General features: G+C 41.6%; 17 protein-coding genes. 3 read left to right on the top strand and 14 right to left on the bottom strand.

The features are described 5' to 3' along the window. Nucleotides 1-76: 76 nt before the first annotated feature. Nucleotides 77-442: a PaaI family thioesterase gene (locus tag HED61_RS05675; protein WP_003127525.1), complete on the top strand. Its 366-nt coding sequence runs from the start codon at nt 77-79 to the stop codon at nt 440-442. A gap of 210 nt (nt 443-652) precedes the next feature. Here HED61_RS05675 and HED61_RS05670 read toward each other — a convergent pair whose 3' ends face one another. Beyond that, nucleotides 653-865 (bottom strand): DUF2922 domain-containing protein, encoded by a 213-nt coding sequence (locus HED61_RS05670; protein ID WP_003127524.1) that lies wholly within the window; start codon nt 863-865, stop codon nt 653-655. Nucleotides 866-882: 17 nt separating this feature from the next. After that, nucleotides 883-1086, bottom strand: a complete 204-nt coding sequence (locus HED61_RS05665; protein ID WP_003127523.1) for a hypothetical protein — start codon at nt 1084-1086, stop codon at nt 883-885. A 170-nt stretch (nt 1087-1256) separates the two neighbouring features. Here HED61_RS05665 and HED61_RS05660 point away from each other — a divergent pair, with 170 nt between their 5' ends. Then, complete coding sequence (locus tag HED61_RS05660) at nt 1257-2432, top strand: AI-2E family transporter (RefSeq protein WP_005471785.1); 1176 nt, start codon at nt 1257-1259, stop codon at nt 2430-2432. An 81-nt stretch (nt 2433-2513) separates the two neighbouring features. On the opposite strand, the gene HED61_RS05655 is transcribed toward HED61_RS05660, so the two are convergent. The 10 genes from HED61_RS05655 to HED61_RS05610 all read right to left on the bottom strand — a co-directional run bounded on the left by HED61_RS05655 (nt 2514) and on the right by HED61_RS05610 (nt 14428). Continuing rightward, a complete protein-coding gene (locus HED61_RS05655) occupies nt 2514-3155 on the bottom strand; it encodes a GyrI-like domain-containing protein (RefSeq protein ID WP_005471783.1) in 642 nt (213 codons plus the stop codon). Between the two features lie 111 nt (nt 3156-3266). Then, nucleotides 3267-3938, bottom strand: coding sequence for an amino acid ABC transporter permease (locus HED61_RS05650; RefSeq protein WP_219645186.1), 672 nt, complete (start codon nt 3936-3938; stop codon nt 3267-3269). Next, the gene (locus HED61_RS05645) at nt 3938-4780 is read right to left on the bottom strand and encodes a transporter substrate-binding domain-containing protein (RefSeq protein ID WP_003127519.1); all 843 of its coding nucleotides are present in this window, start codon (nt 4778-4780) and stop codon (nt 3938-3940) included. Before HED61_RS05645 ends, HED61_RS05650 begins: the two co-directional genes overlap by 1 nt. A 46-nt stretch (nt 4781-4826) precedes the next feature. After that, entirely contained in the window at nt 4827-6278 is a 1452-nt protein-coding gene (locus tag HED61_RS05640) for an amidase (RefSeq protein WP_219645187.1), read from the bottom strand. 350 nt (nt 6279-6628) lie between these two features. Next, complete coding sequence (locus HED61_RS05635; protein ID WP_138371611.1) at nt 6629-8401, bottom strand: oleate hydratase; 1773 nt, start codon at nt 8399-8401, stop codon at nt 6629-6631. A gap of 485 nt (nt 8402-8886) precedes the next feature. Then, nucleotides 8887-9705 carry an alkaline phosphatase family protein gene (locus tag HED61_RS05630; protein ID WP_029487204.1) on the bottom strand — a complete coding sequence of 273 codons (819 nt, stop codon included), beginning with the start codon at nt 9703-9705 and terminating at the stop codon, nt 8887-8889. A 1050-nt stretch (nt 9706-10755) separates the two neighbouring features. Then, complete coding sequence (locus HED61_RS05625; RefSeq protein ID WP_003127514.1) at nt 10756-11598, bottom strand: DUF368 domain-containing protein; 843 nt, start codon at nt 11596-11598, stop codon at nt 10756-10758. Between the two features lie 197 nt (nt 11599-11795). Then, nucleotides 11796-12302, bottom strand: a complete 507-nt coding sequence (locus HED61_RS05620; RefSeq protein WP_005471780.1) for a GNAT family N-acetyltransferase — start codon at nt 12300-12302, stop codon at nt 11796-11798. A gap of 147 nt (nt 12303-12449) precedes the next feature. After that, complete coding sequence (locus HED61_RS05615) at nt 12450-13076, bottom strand: glycosyltransferase family 32 protein (RefSeq protein WP_219645188.1); 627 nt, start codon at nt 13074-13076, stop codon at nt 12450-12452. Nucleotides 13077-13324: 248 nt separating this feature from the next. Next, complete coding sequence (locus tag HED61_RS05610; RefSeq protein ID WP_171917666.1) at nt 13325-14428, bottom strand: alpha-hydroxy-acid oxidizing protein; 1104 nt, start codon at nt 14426-14428, stop codon at nt 13325-13327. 248 nt (nt 14429-14676) lie between these two features. On the opposite strand from HED61_RS05610, the gene HED61_RS05605 reads away from it, so the two are divergent. Continuing rightward, nucleotides 14677-15198: an FUSC family protein gene (locus tag HED61_RS05605; protein WP_003127505.1), complete on the top strand. Its 522-nt coding sequence runs from the start codon at nt 14677-14679 to the stop codon at nt 15196-15198. A 191-nt stretch (nt 15199-15389) separates the two neighbouring features. On the opposite strand, the gene trhA is transcribed toward HED61_RS05605, so the two are convergent. Both trhA and HED61_RS05595 read right to left on the bottom strand, forming a co-directional pair. Next, entirely contained in the window at nt 15390-16031 is a 642-nt protein-coding gene (trhA, locus tag HED61_RS05600) for a PAQR family membrane homeostasis protein TrhA (RefSeq protein ID WP_021149355.1), read from the bottom strand. 73 nt (nt 16032-16104) lie between these two features. After that, on the bottom strand, nt 16105-16965 hold the full coding sequence (locus HED61_RS05595) for a class C sortase (RefSeq protein WP_219645189.1): 861 nt from the start codon (nt 16963-16965) through the stop codon (nt 16105-16107). Nucleotides 16966-16988 lie beyond the last annotated feature (23 nt).

The following is a 16988-nucleotide window of genomic DNA, read 5'->3' as shown; positions in this document are numbered from 1 at the left end:
AATTTCGTTAGAAATTGCTTTCTGTCAAACGTTTGTTATAATCAAATCATCAAATTCTCAGAAAACGAGGAACTCTATGAACTTACTTGACTATTTAGGCATCCAGATCGAAGAAACAACTGCTACTCAGGTTCGGTTATCTTTAGTGGTCACCGATCAGCATAAACAACCTTTTGGTCTTTTGCACGGTGGTATCAATGCCGTCTTGATTGAAACAGCTTGTAGTCTGGGGGCAAATCAAGCCGTAGCTGAAGACCAATTTGCCGCCGCGATTGATCTACAAGTCAATCATTTAAAAGCGGTCAAACAAGGAACTGTTACTGTGGAAGCTGTCCCTGATCGAATCGGTGGAAAGATCCAAACTTGGCAAGCTACGATCAGACAATCCGATGGCACGAAAACGGCTGTCGGACGTTGTACATTAACTGCCGTCACCAAATAAAGGGACTGTGCCATAAGTCTCCTACAAGTAACACTAGCCGAACATTAATGATTATTGCTCCTGCGGTGCAGGGACTCCTCGTCGCAAAAGTCAGAGGAATCTATGCTAGCAACAGACTATTATTCGGTTTAACTTGTTGGATACTGACTTATGGCACAGTCCCTTTTGATTGTCGAGCATTTCTTGATGAACGTTCTACTTCAACTTATTTCAAAACAATGGCGTCTCAATCGTCTCTACGATTTTGGCGCCAGACAGCTCATTGTAATAACGGACACCATCTGATTCAAAGATACCGATTTTTGTAATATTCTCCATTGCTGTTCGTGCTGCTTCTGCCGTTATCTCTTCATCAAAAACTTTTGGCTGCAATGTGTGTTTTTTGCCCTCGCTAGTCAAAAATAATGCATGAAGCTTTTTCATCGCTTTCTCTCCTTTCGTTATTTTACGTACTCATTCTGGATCGTTTCTACCACGCCAGCCAAAGACGCATTCTTAGAAAATCCTGCCATGGCTTCACCAAACGCTAACATCTTAGCCTCCTCTGGAGCATTCATGACTTGATTGACGGTCTGACTGACAGTTTTTTCTGCATCTGGTGCTTGGATTCGAATCGTCAGCCTTGTGGTGGTTTTGGTCTTCATCGCTTCTTTTCCTCCTCTATTGTATTTTGATTGCTTCGTAAGTGGCGCCCTTACATATCTATAAACGAATCAAATACGCAAAAGTAAAAAATAAAATTGGTTTGACTCGCTCTTTTTTTACAGAAAGTGCTGCTTTCGTTATAATGAGGCTAAGAAAGTGAGGCTCTTCTATGAAAAAAAACCGTTTAATCCAATTTTTAGGAGGAAAAACCAGCTATTATGTACTGGGATTGATCATTCTCTGTGCGATCGCTGCTTTTTTACTTAAACAAATCTCGTTTCTTTTTGATCCTTTTTTTGTCATTATTTCTACTCTTATTCCACCATTTTTATTCGGCCTGATCTTGTATTATTTGTTCAATCCGTTGGTTGATCGCTTAGAAACAAAAAAGATTCCCCGCATTGTTTCCATTGGCGGGATCTATCTTCTGATTCTTTTAGTGATCGTTTTAGCTGGGTTTCAGCTTTATCCAATCATCCAAAAACAAACAACCGATTTGATTAATCAATTCCCAGATTTGATTGCTGATTTCGAGCGAAACGCTGACTCATTCCTAGCGAATACGCCATTTGGTGCTCAGATCGATCAGATCACGGATACTCTTCAAAAAGTTGCCAACAATATCATGGATTTCATTGGTGACTATTGGCAAACCGGTGCTGCAGGGCTTAGCAGTATCTTTTCGACGATCTCAACGTTGTTTATCGCATTGTTTACAGGACCGATCATTGCTTTTTTCTTACTAAGAAATCCAAACAAGTTTTATTATTCTCTCCTGTCAATCGTACCACCGCGATTTCGTAAAGATTTCAACACGATCGTAAAGATCGCTGACCTACAAGTTGGTGCCTTTCTGAAAGGACAGATTATTTCTTCCTTTATTTTAGGCGGAATTTATTGGGTGATTTTTTTGCTGATTGGTTTAGAATATGCAAGTATCTTGGCGATCGCTGCCGGAATTTTATGTATCATTCCATATATCGGTCCATTTATCGTCTTCTTCCCGGCCCTTTTCATCGCAGCACAAGATTCAACAGGAATGCTGATCAAATTCCTGATTGCTTGGTTCGCCGTACAGCTGCTTCATGGTGACTTGGTCGTTCCTCGTGTAATGGGAGATCGTCTGCAGATCCATCCGATCACGATTCTCGTTGTTTTATTAGTTATGGGGGATTTGATGGGGATCGTAGGTGTCATTTTCGGAATACCGATCTACTGTCTCTTAAAAGTATTAGTGGTGTATGGATTCCGCAAATTCAAGCAACGGTACAATACCTATTACGGCGACGAAGGCAAGTATTTTCACAGTGAATTCACTAGTGAAGACTACTTAAAAGATGAGTAGTAAAAGAGAGAGAATCGCTTAAGCGCGGTTCTCTCTCTTTTCATTACGTGTTTTCATTAAGTACACCAACGGTTAAATGGATCAAGCGGATTCTTTGTTTGTTTTGGCTACCCGCCAGCGTAAGACTGTTTTTGCTTTTTCTGGTGCTGTCTTTCGCGGATCTGACAGATAGATCTCCCGATGCTGATAATTGCCCATCGTGGGAACAATTGATAGATCGTGGGCTTCGCAATAGTCTTGCATTTTCGCAAACGTTTCTGTTTCTGTGTCAAAAGGACCGATGTGACAAGCTTGCACGGACCAGCCTTCTTGGTATTCTTCGAAACGAATTCGTTCCAAAAAACGATTTTCTTTTTTCTTCATGATTTGTGTCAACTGTTCGGCGGCTAAATCAGCAGTTACTTGTTCCGGTTGCCGAATCATGATTTTATAGATCAACTCTTCTTTAGCAATCGGTCCTTGTGGTTTTTCAGGTAAAGTCCATACGCCTTCTAGCGGGTATACCGTATACTCAAAAGGCGTATTGCCGAAGGAGCCTTTTTTCAATCCCATGCGCAATCCATAGGCCATCATATAAAGTGCACTGATTTGCTCGGAAAATTCAGGACGGTTAGGATTTCCTTCGCCAGTCAACGTAATGAATTGATAAGCAGGCACTTCGATCAGCTGTGGTTCTTTTGGTAAATAGTAAGCTTTTTCTTGTTTTCGCCATTCATATTTCATTGTCCAAACTCCTTTTTTGTAAAGTGTACCACAAACAAAGAGATTGATTCATAAATAATCCAACCAGCGAATTTTTTTAGCTACTTTTTTGACGATCAGCTTTTTTGACGATCAGCCTTTTTGACTTTCAAAGCGGTCAGCAAATCGTTTTTCTAAGCGATGTTGGAGCGCTTCGATCCCGATACACAGCAACCAGTAAATGATCGCCACTAACACGTACATCGACATATAATCAAACGTCCGGCCGCCAACAATTTTGGCTTTTTGAAAAATGTCCGGGATCGTGATCATTGCCGCTAACGAGGTTCCTTTCAACAGGTCCATCGCGACATTGCTCAATGCTGGGACCGATATGCGAAATGCCTGAGGCAGAATGATCAACCGTAATGTTTTAGAAAAACTCAATCCCAGAGCATACGCTGCATCCCATTGCCCGCGATCCACTCCGGCGATCGATCCTCGATAAATTTCTCCAATAAAAGCACTGCTAGTCAAACTAAAACAAATAATGGCAGCTGTCATTGCGGGTAATTGATACGGCAATCCGAAATAGAGCAAAAACAACAGCACCAATGCGGGTACTCCTCGCAGAAAGGAGATATAGCCTCGAACGATCCTTCTTACCCAAGGGTTTTGAAGCATCCCCAGAAAAGTCAGCAATAAACCTAACGCATTTCCTGCGAGAAAAGAAGCAATGGCAATCCCTAACGTATAGGATAACCCTGTCAGTAAAAAAGGAAGCGACTCCCACATCAGTGGAAGATCAAGAGTTGGGATATACATTACTTTTCAACCTTTTGGATCTCTTTGTCAGATGGTACAGATACATCTGTTTGGAAGTATTTTTCGGAAATTTCTTTTAACGTCCCGTCTGCTTTCATCTCTTTTAAAACACGATCGACTTCGTCATGCAATGCTTGGTTGTCTTTCGCAAAAAGAAAGCCTGTTTCGTTCGGATTGAAGTAGACATCTTCCAAGATTTTAACTGGAATATCTGGCAAAGCTGCCACCGACATCTTTTGCAGATAATAATCATTAAGGATCACATCGGTCCGTCCGTTTGCCACATCTGTCAGATACTGATCATTCGTGGCGTTATCATAGGTTACAAGTTTCGCACCATATTCTTCGGCTAACTTCATGTAGCTTGTATTGGGTTCTCCCGCTGCTTTTTTGCCTGCTAAATCATCTAGAGAGGCAATGCCAGAGTCATCGCTTTTTCGCACGATCATACTATCAAATGAATACTTGATTGGTTCAGACAGACGAAACTTATCTCCACGGTCTCCGCTGAGACCGAAATCATTTGCGGCAAAGTCCGCTTCACCTCTAGTCAAGGACGCCACTTGTCCGTCTACGTTGTATTCTTTGAACTGGATCGAAACACCCATCCGCTTGGCTACTTCTTTTGCAACGTCTACGTCATAGCCAACTAATTGATTGTCATCATTGTAATAAGAGGAAGGAAATAACGTACCTGACGTAGCAACAGTCAATTCTTTTGACTCTTGAACACGACTTAAACTATTGTCCTCTTTAGCCTTACTTCCGCAAGCACCTAACAACATCACAAAGGCACCTAGTACAACGATATTTTTCCACTTGTTTATTTTGATTGTTTCCATCTTTATCCCCCTAGAAAATCATTCTTGAACCGTCATTCATCGACAGTTATTTTTTGGGTAAATGAAATTGCTCCCATCGTTCAAACAATTCACCCACTTGAAAAAGTAAATCTTCACGGCCTTTTGATGCCATAAACTGAATTCCCAATGGCAAACCTTCCTCACTAACAGCTGTTGGAAGGCTGATTGCAGGTTGGCCCGTTAGATTGGCCAATTGCGTATAGGGCGTCAGTGCCAAACTTTTGTCGAACATCTGATAAATCAAGTCTCCGGCAGCAGCAGCTGTTCGTCTTTCTATCTCTTGCAGTTCGCGTCGAATCGTATCACTTTGCAAATCCTCTTCGATCAATGGCGCCGTTTGTGCTGTTGCAGGGGTCAAAAACAACTCATAATCTGCAAACAAAGCTTCCATCGTTACTGCCAGCTGATCCCAATATTGCAATGCCTGGATATAATCGGCAGCCGCTAATTTTTTGCCATATTGGTACAGCCCCCAAGTCATCAGCTCCATATCTTTCTGTTCCACTGGTCGTTGCAGCATTGCCTCGATCTCGGCAAACATTGCTGCTGTCTCTCCACCATTCATACGATAATAGCTTGCCATCATCGTTTGACCGTCAACAGGATAACGGATTTCTGTAACCTGATGTCCTTGATCTTCCAAAAATGCGACAGCTTTCTTGACAGCTAAGACAGCAGTTTTTGAAACTGGACTCCCGACTGGAGACTCGGTTGTGTACGCAACTCTCAGTGTTCGATTCTGACTGGGTCCATGATGTTTCCATTCGATTCTAGGTGCCTGATAGGGAGCCGCCGGTTGAGACGTACGTAATCCATAAAACAAACGTTCCGTATCTCTCATAGAAAGCGTCAATGCAAAATTGATCGAAGCACCTTGCCAACTACGCCATTCTTGAGGTCCCACTGGCATAGTTCCTCGCGTCGGTTTTAACCCAATTAGTCCGTTGAAAGAAGCTGGGATACGAATGGAACCGCCTCCATCACTAGCAGCAGCTAATGGAAATAGTCCAGCCGCTACGACGGCCGCCGCTCCACCGCTGGATCCCCCTGCCGAATAGGCGGACTGCCACGGATTGCGTGTTGGACCGTACAATACTGGATCGGTAACATTTTTGAAACCAAATTCCGGGGCATTGGTTTGTCCCAAAGGAATCAATCCTAGCTGTTCCAGCCCGTTGACAAATGCACTCGTCTGCTCTGCTTTTGCATTTGCAAACAATGCAGCCGCCGATGTGGCCGGCCACCCCGCTTTACTTTGACCCAATATTTTAAGTGGTATTGGCAGCCCGCCGAATAAAGCCGCTTTTTTTTGCGGATTCTGTTCATACTGCTTAATTGCTGCTTGCCGATCAAAAGAAACAAGCGCATTTAACGTTGGTTCAACTTGCTGAATTTTTTCTTCGATCCTAGCTGTCAATTCCGAAAAACTGATTTTCTTCTGCGTTAATTGCTCTGCCCAATAGGTCGCATCTTCCATAAATCTCCCGCCTTTCATCGTAACAATTATAGCTTCTGTACTAAAAACAAAAAAAGCTTTTAATTAACAACCAATATACCAAACAGAGTGAAAAAGTTCAATACAAATATAACAGAATAACACTCTGTATTATTAAAAAGAAGCAATTTGTTTGATAGCGGTTCCCTTATTTTTCGCTACTCTTGTGTACATCACACAGGGGGGTCTACAGCATGGAAATCGTTCCCAAAAAAACTGTGCCATCTGTCAGACATATGTAACCCCGAATAAAAGAGAGGCCGTTTCATGGCCTCTCTGGTTCTTTCGGGTATCCTGTCTTTAAGTAACGGATGTCACAGCATTCAAGTGTGTTAAACTAAATGATTTTTTTCAAGGATTTCGCCGATATAGGTATCTTTCGTCTTCTTAACAAATCCTTCTACTAATTTGCGTTCGATAAATGGCAGCTCCATCTCAGTCAATTTTTTCTTGTCCGATAAATAGTAAATCGCATTGGCCAATGTACGCAGATCATAGGCGGAAGCAAAGACTTCTGGAACGCCTCGTTCAATAGCTAACAATTGGTAGACAGCTTCCATCGCCGTTCGTACAGAATATTCAGTCGTAAAGACGGTATCACGTTGCGTTTCGGCAAAGTTGCCGATGAAGGCTAAGTTTCGTGAACCATTCGGTATCACAAGCGGACGATCTCCAGGTTCCCGCAACATGAAGTAAGAAGTGATAAAAGGCATATACACAGGGATCGCTGAACATGATTCATTAGAGATCCGTAGAATTTCATCTTCTGGAACACCTAAGTGATACAATAGTTCTTGAACGATTTCTTGTCCGGAACAGTGTTCAATCGGTTTTTTGATATAATTTCCTGGTGTATTAGACAATAGACCATAAACCCAAGTCACCGTTTGTTGATCGCCTTGCTCTTTGAAATGAGGTTGACGATGGGTCGCAAAACTCATCAGCCAATTTGAATCTTTGATGGTAACGATCCCACCGGTCACTACTCTTCCTGTCCGTAATTTCCGTTTTGTCAAACGAGAAATATAAGGTTCAATATCAAAGTTTTGCCATGTGACTGTCGCTGATACAAACCAGCTTTCTGCTGGCAGATTGTCATAAAAGACTTCTGGGCGACCAAATTCAGGAGATTGAGCAGCCAAGTTCTTCCAAAGATTCCAACTGCCGCCTAATTCATGAGTAATAGGGGCAGGCGTATGGTGATCCCCTTCAGTCGAACTCTCCGTGATTGAGCCGTTTGTTACAAACACCAAATCATCTGCTGTCAAAGTGATTTCTTGGGCTTTGCCATTTCTCATCAGTGTGATACTTTGGGCGATTTTCTCTCCTTCAGTGATCTTCACGTCAATATTCATGACTTTGGTTTCATATTGGAAATCGACACCTTGTGCATCAAGGTAAGCTAATAATGGTTTAACTAACGATTCATATTGATTGTAACGAGTAAATTTCAAAGCCGTGAAATCAGGCAATCCATCGATATGGTGAATGAATCTTAAAACATATCTACGCATTTCGATGGCAGAATGCCATTTTTCAAAAGCAAACATCGTACACCAATAAAGCCAAAAGTTTGATTCAAAGAACTCGTCTCCAAAAACATCCTCGATCCGTTTGCCAACAAGCTGATCTTCTGAAGTCATAAATAGTTGGACCAACTCTTTTTGGGCTGCTGCTGATAAAGTGAATTCTCCGTCATCTGCTGCTCGTTGGCCACGATCATGAATGATCCGACAATTGGATGAGTTTGGATCGTCATGATCCAACCAATAAAATTCATCTAAGACGGAGGCATCTTCTACCTCCAATGATGGAATCGAACGGAATAAATCCCATAAACATTCAAAATGATTTTCCATTTCACGGCCGCCTCGAGTGACAAAGCCATCATGAGGAATAAATTTGCCGTCGAGTGAGCCGCCTGAAAGAGACAGCTCCTCCAGCACATGGATTTTCTTTCCCTCCATGTGTCCGTCACGAATCAAAAAGACTGCTGCTGCTAATCCAGCTAATCCGCCACCAACAATATAGGCCTGTTTCTTTTCGACATCTTTCGGTTTTCTGCTTCTTGCAAAAGCTTCATAATTTCCGTTTGTATATCTCATATGATCCCCTCCTAATATTGGTACGAATCCATGGTAGCAGTATCTTCTATTTGTGACAAAAATAACAACCGCTATTTTTCACAGATTTAGACAAATAAAGTCGTTTGTCCAAAAGTGCAAAGAATAGCAGCACTTCGTTGCCTTGTTCTAATTAAAAAAGACGGTCCCATAAACAGTCAACAAACAGACGGAACGACCGGATCTAAACAAAACCCGATAAATTCTAACGATCGCAACTGCTGCTATAGTACCTAGGCACTCTCACAGTTTCCAAGACGCGGCAGCCACTTTCTCTCATTTACAATGTCCGTTTATTTTCACTCATGGCACAGTTCTCTGTAGCGGAACAACAATCGATTACTTTTTTGCTTATTCATCTGATATAAGCCATCTATTTATGCCCGTTAAGCCAAACCAAATAGACTTCTAGCAATGATGCCCTAATTTGAGCACCTGACTTTAGCGGCTTTGCTCGTTTCTACAAATCAGCTGCGCCCAATCTGCATGCGTTCAGAAGTATCGATTTTTAATAAACTGCAAATCAGTGGTGCCAACTCTAATTGATTCATTTTTTCGATCCCACAGTCTGGCGGAAAAATATCTGAAAAAATATAGAGGGGGACTTCGCGATGAGCAGCCATGCTTCCGCCATGCAACCCATATTCATCCATCCCGTGGTCCGCAGTAACAATCACTTGATAACCTGCAGCCAACCAATCGTGCAAATACAGGCCAATCAATTGGTCTGCTTGGTTGACGGCTTTTCGGTATTCTTTTGAAACAGCCGTATAACGATGTCCCGCGGCATCGATATTCATGGAATGTATCAGTAACAAATTCGGCTGATACGTGTGCAGTAAATAATGTCCATCTGCAAACACATGTGAATCGGGATACTGGTTTTCACTATAAAAGATTCCATGTTGGATACTTTTTTTGTGGTCGTGTTGAATACGATCTCGTTTGATTTCATAAGGTGCTTGATTGAATAATTCACTTTGCCAATAATGTGCTGCAGCTGCAGTACTTCCGCCGGCAGCTTTGACAAGATCAAAAATCGAGAGTTCTTTGGAATGTTGACCATCAGCATTGGTCAGAATCCCATTCCGGTAGCTTGGTACACCAGTAGCCAACACTTCATACAATGGCCGAGAACTGCTAGGCATTTCAGCATGGACTTTGATCAGTTGTGCTTGTTTATAATCCACATGATGATTCAAGATCCCCATCTGTTCAACCGCGGTATCGTATCGGCAGCCATCCAAAACCAGTAAAAGCAGCTTTTCGGTTATTTGCGATTTAATGGACATAGCTTGTCACCCCCATCTGTCGGTCTTTGCTGATTCTCAAAAGCCATTTCCTAATTACTATTATAGCTAGCCCATTTAGCATCTTTTTCTTAGCAAGTCCACGTTGGAACCGGATACTTTTTTGAGGATCCAAAATCCGTTTGCTTTTGGAGGTGTTTCGTTTACAATCCCTTGCAGGGATATGGGGCAGTCTCTTTTCAATAAGTACCTTTAGCCTATCATGATTCATCTTTTCACCTCATTACTCATTTACTCCATCCTATCAAGCAATCGTTAACATCCAGTAAGCGTTATGAAAAGTTCATGTTAAGTTGGTAAACTTTTGCCTAACACAATAAAGGGCTCGTAAGTGTCCCCCCTTAAAAAAGCGACAAAAAAGAGCCAAATCATCACTTTGATGGCTTGGCTCTCACAGGAAAAAATTTATTTTTTCAGTCTTTCTCATATCAATAAATAAATATTGACTTTTATTGACAAATCTCACAGAATTCTGTTATCTTTTCACGTTTTTCTAATAAAACACTTGCATTTTTTCATTAAATATGGAAACGTTCCCTTGATTTATACCCTCGCTTTCTATAAAATAAAAGCGAATAGAAACCAAAAAAGGCACCCCATCCCTTAGCGGCAACTAAGGAATAGGGCCTTGATTTGTCAGCAGCAACTGACCATCAAGTTTGCCATAGTCAATGCAGTACATCAACGTGTTTATTGTACCCAATTTTCTGGGTGATTTCTACCTCTTTTTAGGTAAATCAACACGCTTTGGTCTGCTTATTTCACTATGACAAAGGTATTGGGCAGGATCGTCCGATACCTCTTTTTTATATATATCCTTTTTTAAATTTGGGCGCTTAGCGATCAGATGTAAGTTGTCCCGTTCGATCCTGTCCCCTTTTTCCAGCGACGTTTCATGATTATCTTCCAAGGGGGAGTGAGGATAGTACGTGTGAACGTCGCTATTCAGACAAAGGTTGCCTCGGTTTCTATTCCATAAAAAAACAATCGATCATCTGACCGATTGTTTTTTTGTCCACGCAGTGGTTATTTATATTTTTCTTCTAATTTACTCATCCAAGCTCCTAACCAGTACCCTAAAACAAACAGTATCACACCGCTGACCGCAGTCAGCCAAGTAAATCCGCTATAATCAGCCACTGGTGGCAAGACGATTAATACTGTTGATGCAATCACAATTCCCAAAATAAAGTGATAGACTTTCGAATGATAATGCTCCAAGAGCCACTCCATCAATTTTGAGAACAGCAGCATCACGAGTAGACCACCAATTGCGATCGGCAAGAAGACGCCTAAAATGTCGAACCCCTTGAAGCCTTTCAACATCGGATCATACAAACCTAATACGAGCAATAAGTTAGATGGGCTTAATCCAGGCACCAACACACCTAATGCAATCAATCCGCCGGCCAAAACAAATCCTAAAAAGTTTGCTGGGATCGTTCCTAGAATATCACCCATGAAATAAAGAAATAAGAAACCGATGATCATTGTACCAAAGAACCAAAACAGATCCCCCATAGTTCGTTTGCTTTTAAGAGTCGATTCTTTTGCAAGTGCAGGCAATGTACCAATAATGGCTCCGGCAAATCCCCATAAGACGACAATCTGATAATTTTGCAGCAGCCATTCTAACGGTTTCGATAAAAGCCCGATCCCAACGATCCCGCCGATCCCTACTGGCAAGAAAAAGAGCAGATTTTCTTTGAAGTTTTTCGTTAAATGTGCCATAAAACGCAGCATTCGTTCATAGATCCCTAAAATTGCTGCTAGAACTCCACCGGAGACCCCCGGCAAAATAAATCCTAAAGCAATAACGACTCCTTTTAAAAATCGTGATAATACACTTTCAGTTTTTTGTTGTCCCATTCTTGTCTCCTTCATCTGTCACCATAATTTTCATTTTTTAGTTAGTCATTTACTACTATACTGGAAGCTCTATTAATTGAAAAGGAATTTTCATCCTCCTCTTGCTCCCTCTTTCGAAGTCACTAATGGCATCTCTCATCAACAGGTTTTCGACTTTGATTTTTCAACAACAACGAATCGAAGAAGAGTGACTCTCTTCATATTTGTTTTTCCATTAAATAATCGGTCTGTTCATCATCCCCCATGAAGAAAGAATGACTGCCTACTCGTCGAAAGCCCATCTTGTTATAAAAAGCCAATGCATTGGCATTGTGTTCCCATACGCCTAACCACAAAGACGTCTTTTGTTTTGCCTTGGCAAACTCTTCCGCAAAAGACAACAATTGCTGACCATAGCCGCGGCGTTTGTAGTCACTTCGGATGTAGATCCGCTCAACTTCAAGTCCCTCTGGTGCAATCGGCTCAGTTTGAGCTGTTCCCCAATTAAGCTTTAGATAACCAGCAATTGCTTCTTCTTGCAAAAAGAAAAAAGCAGACTGCGGATTTTTCAGTTCTTTGTGCAACTTTTCTGAATGATAAGCAGCCTCTAAATAAGCTTGCATATTTTCTTCCGTATTATATGGCGCAAATGTGTCCTGATACGTCTCAATACTGATGGCTTTCAACTCAACAAGGTCAGCCGGTGTACATTGGATAATTCCCATGATAAACTCTCACTCCGATCCATTTCATTTCGTTCTATTGTGGCATAATTCATTGCCAAAGACAATAAAAAATAGTTCGTCAGCAGGCGCCCATTCAACTGTTGCTGGGATTCTGCTTGACGAACTATCGGATCAGTAAAAAACTGTTTATAGCCAAGATCCGGAAAATTGGTGGATCACCATAGTAGTTGGATCTTCCTCAACTTCGCCGGTAATATAACTTTTTGGCGAGAAAGTCATTTGCGGGAAAATTTCTACCCCTTTAACCGTTTGACGCTGATTGTTTAGTTGCAGACCATATTCCTGCAACAATTCAGTGACTCGAATGACGTTGGTTACCACATCTTCCGTTTTTTCTGCTCGCACAAATTCACGATCATCATAGTCATGATACCATTCTTCCATGAAAGGATGATGGGGCACTGCACCGATGATACCGGTGGAAATTTTGGTTTCGATCTCAAATCCCATAAATGCCTCATAGTTTAATAGATCATCTAATGGTTTCACCACTTCGACATCGGTATCCATATAAATACCGCCTTCTGTCACTAATGCATACAAACGAACAACGTCAGAAACAAAGGCCCATTCTTCTTGTTCATAGGCTTCTTGTAAGTAAGAACCAAATTTTGAAAGATCGATCGTTGATTCATCCCAGCGTTTGATTTCATAGTCTGGGCAAAATTTGCGCCAGGTTTCGATATATTTCTGTTCGCTTTCCCCTAATTCATTGCCCCCAAACCAGCAATAATGAATGATTTTTGGAATCATTTTACCCTCTCCTTTTTGATTTCGTTAATTTAAGTGTACAGGGTTTTCTCTCCTTTTCAAAATCATATACACTGTTCCTATCAAATAAATCGTAGCAGTTCGTTCTTGATACCGGTGATTTCCTATAATCAACCCAGATACAAAAAAGCCCTAAAAAAAGCCCCGCTGCCGTGGCTTTCAAAGGTTTCAGTTCTTTGAATTTCTGGCTGCGTGCGGCAGAGGAAGGCTCTTTTTATTACTATTTTTTATTACATATAATGATTGTCCCGTAGTTTCGCTTGGCGAATATCTGCAATCGTTTGAGTCCCTGCTAATTGCATTACCATCTCTAATTCTTTTTTGAAGAAATCGAACACTTGCTGAACGCCTGTTGAACCGCCTAACGCTAATCCGTAAATCACTGGACGTCCAATCGCCACTAGATCAGCACCAGAGGCGATTGCTTTAAAGACGTGCTGCCCACGGCGAACACCGCTGTCAAAGACGATCGGAACTCTGCCAGCGACGGCATCTGCTACGATCTGTAAAGAATCAAAAGCAGCTGGTCCACCATCTAACTGACGGCCACCATGATTTGAGACCCAAATCCCTTGTGCTCCAGCATCTAACGCACGTGCTACATCTTCTTCTGATTGAACCCCTTTGACATAAACAGGTAAGTCAGATTCCTTCGCAATGAACGCCACATCTTGAGGACTCAGTTTTTGTTTGGAGGAGCCATATACCGCATCCATTGTTTGTCCGATTCCAGACTGATAAGCTTGCACAATTGGCATAGCCAATGGAAAGGTAAAGCCGTTACGGCGATCCGTTTCTCGGTTGCCACCAACTGTGGCATCCGCCGTTAAAACAATCGCTTTGGCACCATTGCGTTTCGCCATCGACAAAATATCCCGATTGATGCCATCATCTTTGCTCATATAGAATTGAAACCACTGAGGTGCTTGTTCTCCGCCGGCTGCCCGAATTTCTTCTAGCGTACAGGAAGCATAAGAACTAGCTGTGTAAATTGTACCGAAGCGCGCAACTCCTTTTGCCGAGGCTTTCTCCGCATTGACATTGGCCAAGCCATGAGCGGCCACCGGAGCCATGATGATCGGTGCATTTAATGTATCACCGGAAAAAGTAGTCCTGGTGTCTGGTAATTCAATGTCTTTGAGGACATGAGGAATAATCAGCTTATGATTGAATGCGCGTTCATTTTCTCGATAAGTGAAGGTATCTCCCGCACCGCTAGAGATGTAGCCATAGCCTCCTTTGGGAATCACTTCTTTTGCTGCCTCTTCTAAATCACGCATGTTGATAAAATCGACTGCGCCTTCTGCCGTACTTGCTTGATAAATTTTTTCCATCCCTATCCCTGCTCTCCAATAAGATAACGTTTACAATATTATGTTACGCTTGTTTGGTCAGCCAAGCAACTGATTCGCTCCAACGCTGGTAGTCACTCTTTTTTGATCACTCTCAAGCTGATTGACGTATTCTCCAGGAGAGCCACGAAGGTTTTTCACAAAGAAAAGCCTTTGCAGCAACCTTTCGGACTTTTTTTCACTAGCAAATACAGCTTATGGTATGATATGATTCGTTTGAAAGGGTTAAGATGATTTCTTATGAAAGGATGGCATTATTGAATCTATTCGGATTAAAATTTGGTTTGCGAAATCTAAAAACGGGGATCAGCGTCTTCATTTGTATTCTTCTAAGTTTTCTTCTACAGCGTGAGACATACGTTGTTTCAACGATCACAGCTGTCTTTACCTTAAGAGAAGATCATGGGACTACTGTCAAATACGGCCGGCATCGGATTGCTGGAAATACCTTTGGCGCATTAGCATCGATCATCTGTATCGGAATTTTTAAATTTTTTGGCTACACACACCTTGTTCAGCTGCTATCGATTCCTTTCGTTATCATGCTGATGATCGCATTATTAGTAAAATTCGACTATCACGAAGGAACGGTCGGTGCCTGTGCTACCCTATTGACGATTTTATTTATGGTTCCCCAAACTGAATCCTATCTTTATGCCTTTAACCGGGTGATCGATAGTTTCATTGGGATGGCTGTTGCGATTGCCGTCAACCGCTGCTTGCCTGCATCAGCTAAAATAGTGGAAGAATAAGGTAAAAAAACGTGCTGAGCTAAATTGCTCGGCACGTTTTTGCTTTAGTCATAAAGGATTTCCTCGGATTCCCTTTTCAAACAAGAAGCACTCGAAAAATAAACCATTTTCGAGTGCTTCTATTTTTTTGAGAGTGTAACGAACCTATGTCCCAACAATTTGTTCATTCTTATTTCATCATGCACAACGTCTTAATTACTTACGTAAATCGCAAAAAACATCAATGCTGCACCTAACATGACAAACAAATGCCAGATTACATGGGTGAATCGTCTATTTTTCATACTATAAAAGAGCGAGCCTACAGAATAAGCGATTCCTCCAGCAACTAACAGTAGTAATCCGGTCAAATCGATATTCTGATAGAGCTTAGGTAAGACAACAATGATTGCCCACCCCATCACATTGTAGATGATCGTTGAAACTTTCGATACTTTGTTCGTTTTTGTCAACGTCAAAGATTTGTAAATAATCCCTATTACTGCGGTGGTCCAAATGACACTAAGCAAGATCAACCCAGCCATTCCTTGTACGACTAAGAGGCAAAATGGGGTATACGTACCAGCGATCAAGAGATAGATCGAGCAATGATCGAATACTTGGAAAACTTTCTTTGCCTTCGTAAAAATCAGGCTATGAAATAACGTAGAGGAAAAGAAAAGCAGAAAAAGCGAACTTCCATAAATCGCAAAAGCGACATAATCTAAGGTGGTATGGGCGCGATCCATCAGCAAATTAAAGCAAAACAAACTTAACAACGCTGCGATCCCATGCGTCACTGCATTTAATACTTCATTGATGATTTGATACTTTCGACTAAATTCTATCTCCATCTTGATCCACTCCGTTTCATTTCTTCGACTCCATTATACTCGAAAAACTATCTGATTACCAAAACTTTTGCATCTAGTTTTTAAAACTACATGTATTTTTAACTTCTGTAAAATGTTTTATCACCAACACCAAAGACAGCATCAAAAGGACAACGATCAAACCAGTCACGAGTAAAAAGGTCGTTCGTTTTGCTTGCTGCACTTTTGACAATGACGCGCTTATTTCCTCTTGCTCAACTGCGACCCTGTGTCCGCGAACCAGCAAACGGTGACTATTGATCATATAAGGGGTGCAAGTAACTAGTGTGACCAGGTCTTGGTTATCTTGGATCTGAAGTGTTTCTGTTTTTGTCGGCGCGACAGTTTGTATTTGATCGATTTGATACGCAAGATATTGACCATTGATTTCGATATAAAAGCGATCCTCTATCTGTAACCGAGGTAGATCTGTAAAGAGTTTTGCTTGTGGTAATCCTCGGTGACTAGAAAGTACCGCATGTGTCGATACTCCTCCGACTGGATATGAAGTTCCCTCGAGCAGACAGGCCCCTTTCTCCAATAGTTTTGTTGTCGTCTGATCAAAGATTGGTAAATTGACATTGATTTTCGGGATCGTCAAAACACCTATCGTGTGTGCTTCTATATAAGATTTCAGCGAGTTCTGCTTTTCCTTTTTTTCCTTGGAAAATGGGTCTGCTTCTGTCTTAGGTTCATTTGATGCCATTTTTTCATTTGCTTCACGCATCTGCTTGTTCAACTCAGCAATCACTGACGCATGTTCAGATTTTGCTTTTTTCTGATAGTTTTTGATGATTTGTTGATCGAGATAGTCATTCAATGTATCGCTAACAAAGGGATACGCCAAGCTGAGGATACCGATAAAAAATACCAATAGCATGATTAGATCTAAAGGATGCCTTTTTTTTTGCTTCATTTCATTCTCCTCAGCTATCCATT

This window comes from Enterococcus gallinarum (assembly GCF_021496385.1).
In the GTDB taxonomy this organism is placed as follows: domain Bacteria; phylum Bacillota; class Bacilli; order Lactobacillales; family Enterococcaceae; genus Enterococcus_D; species Enterococcus_D gallinarum.
Note: the sequence above shows the minus strand (reverse complement) of the source record. Positions and strands in the feature narration are given on the sequence as shown.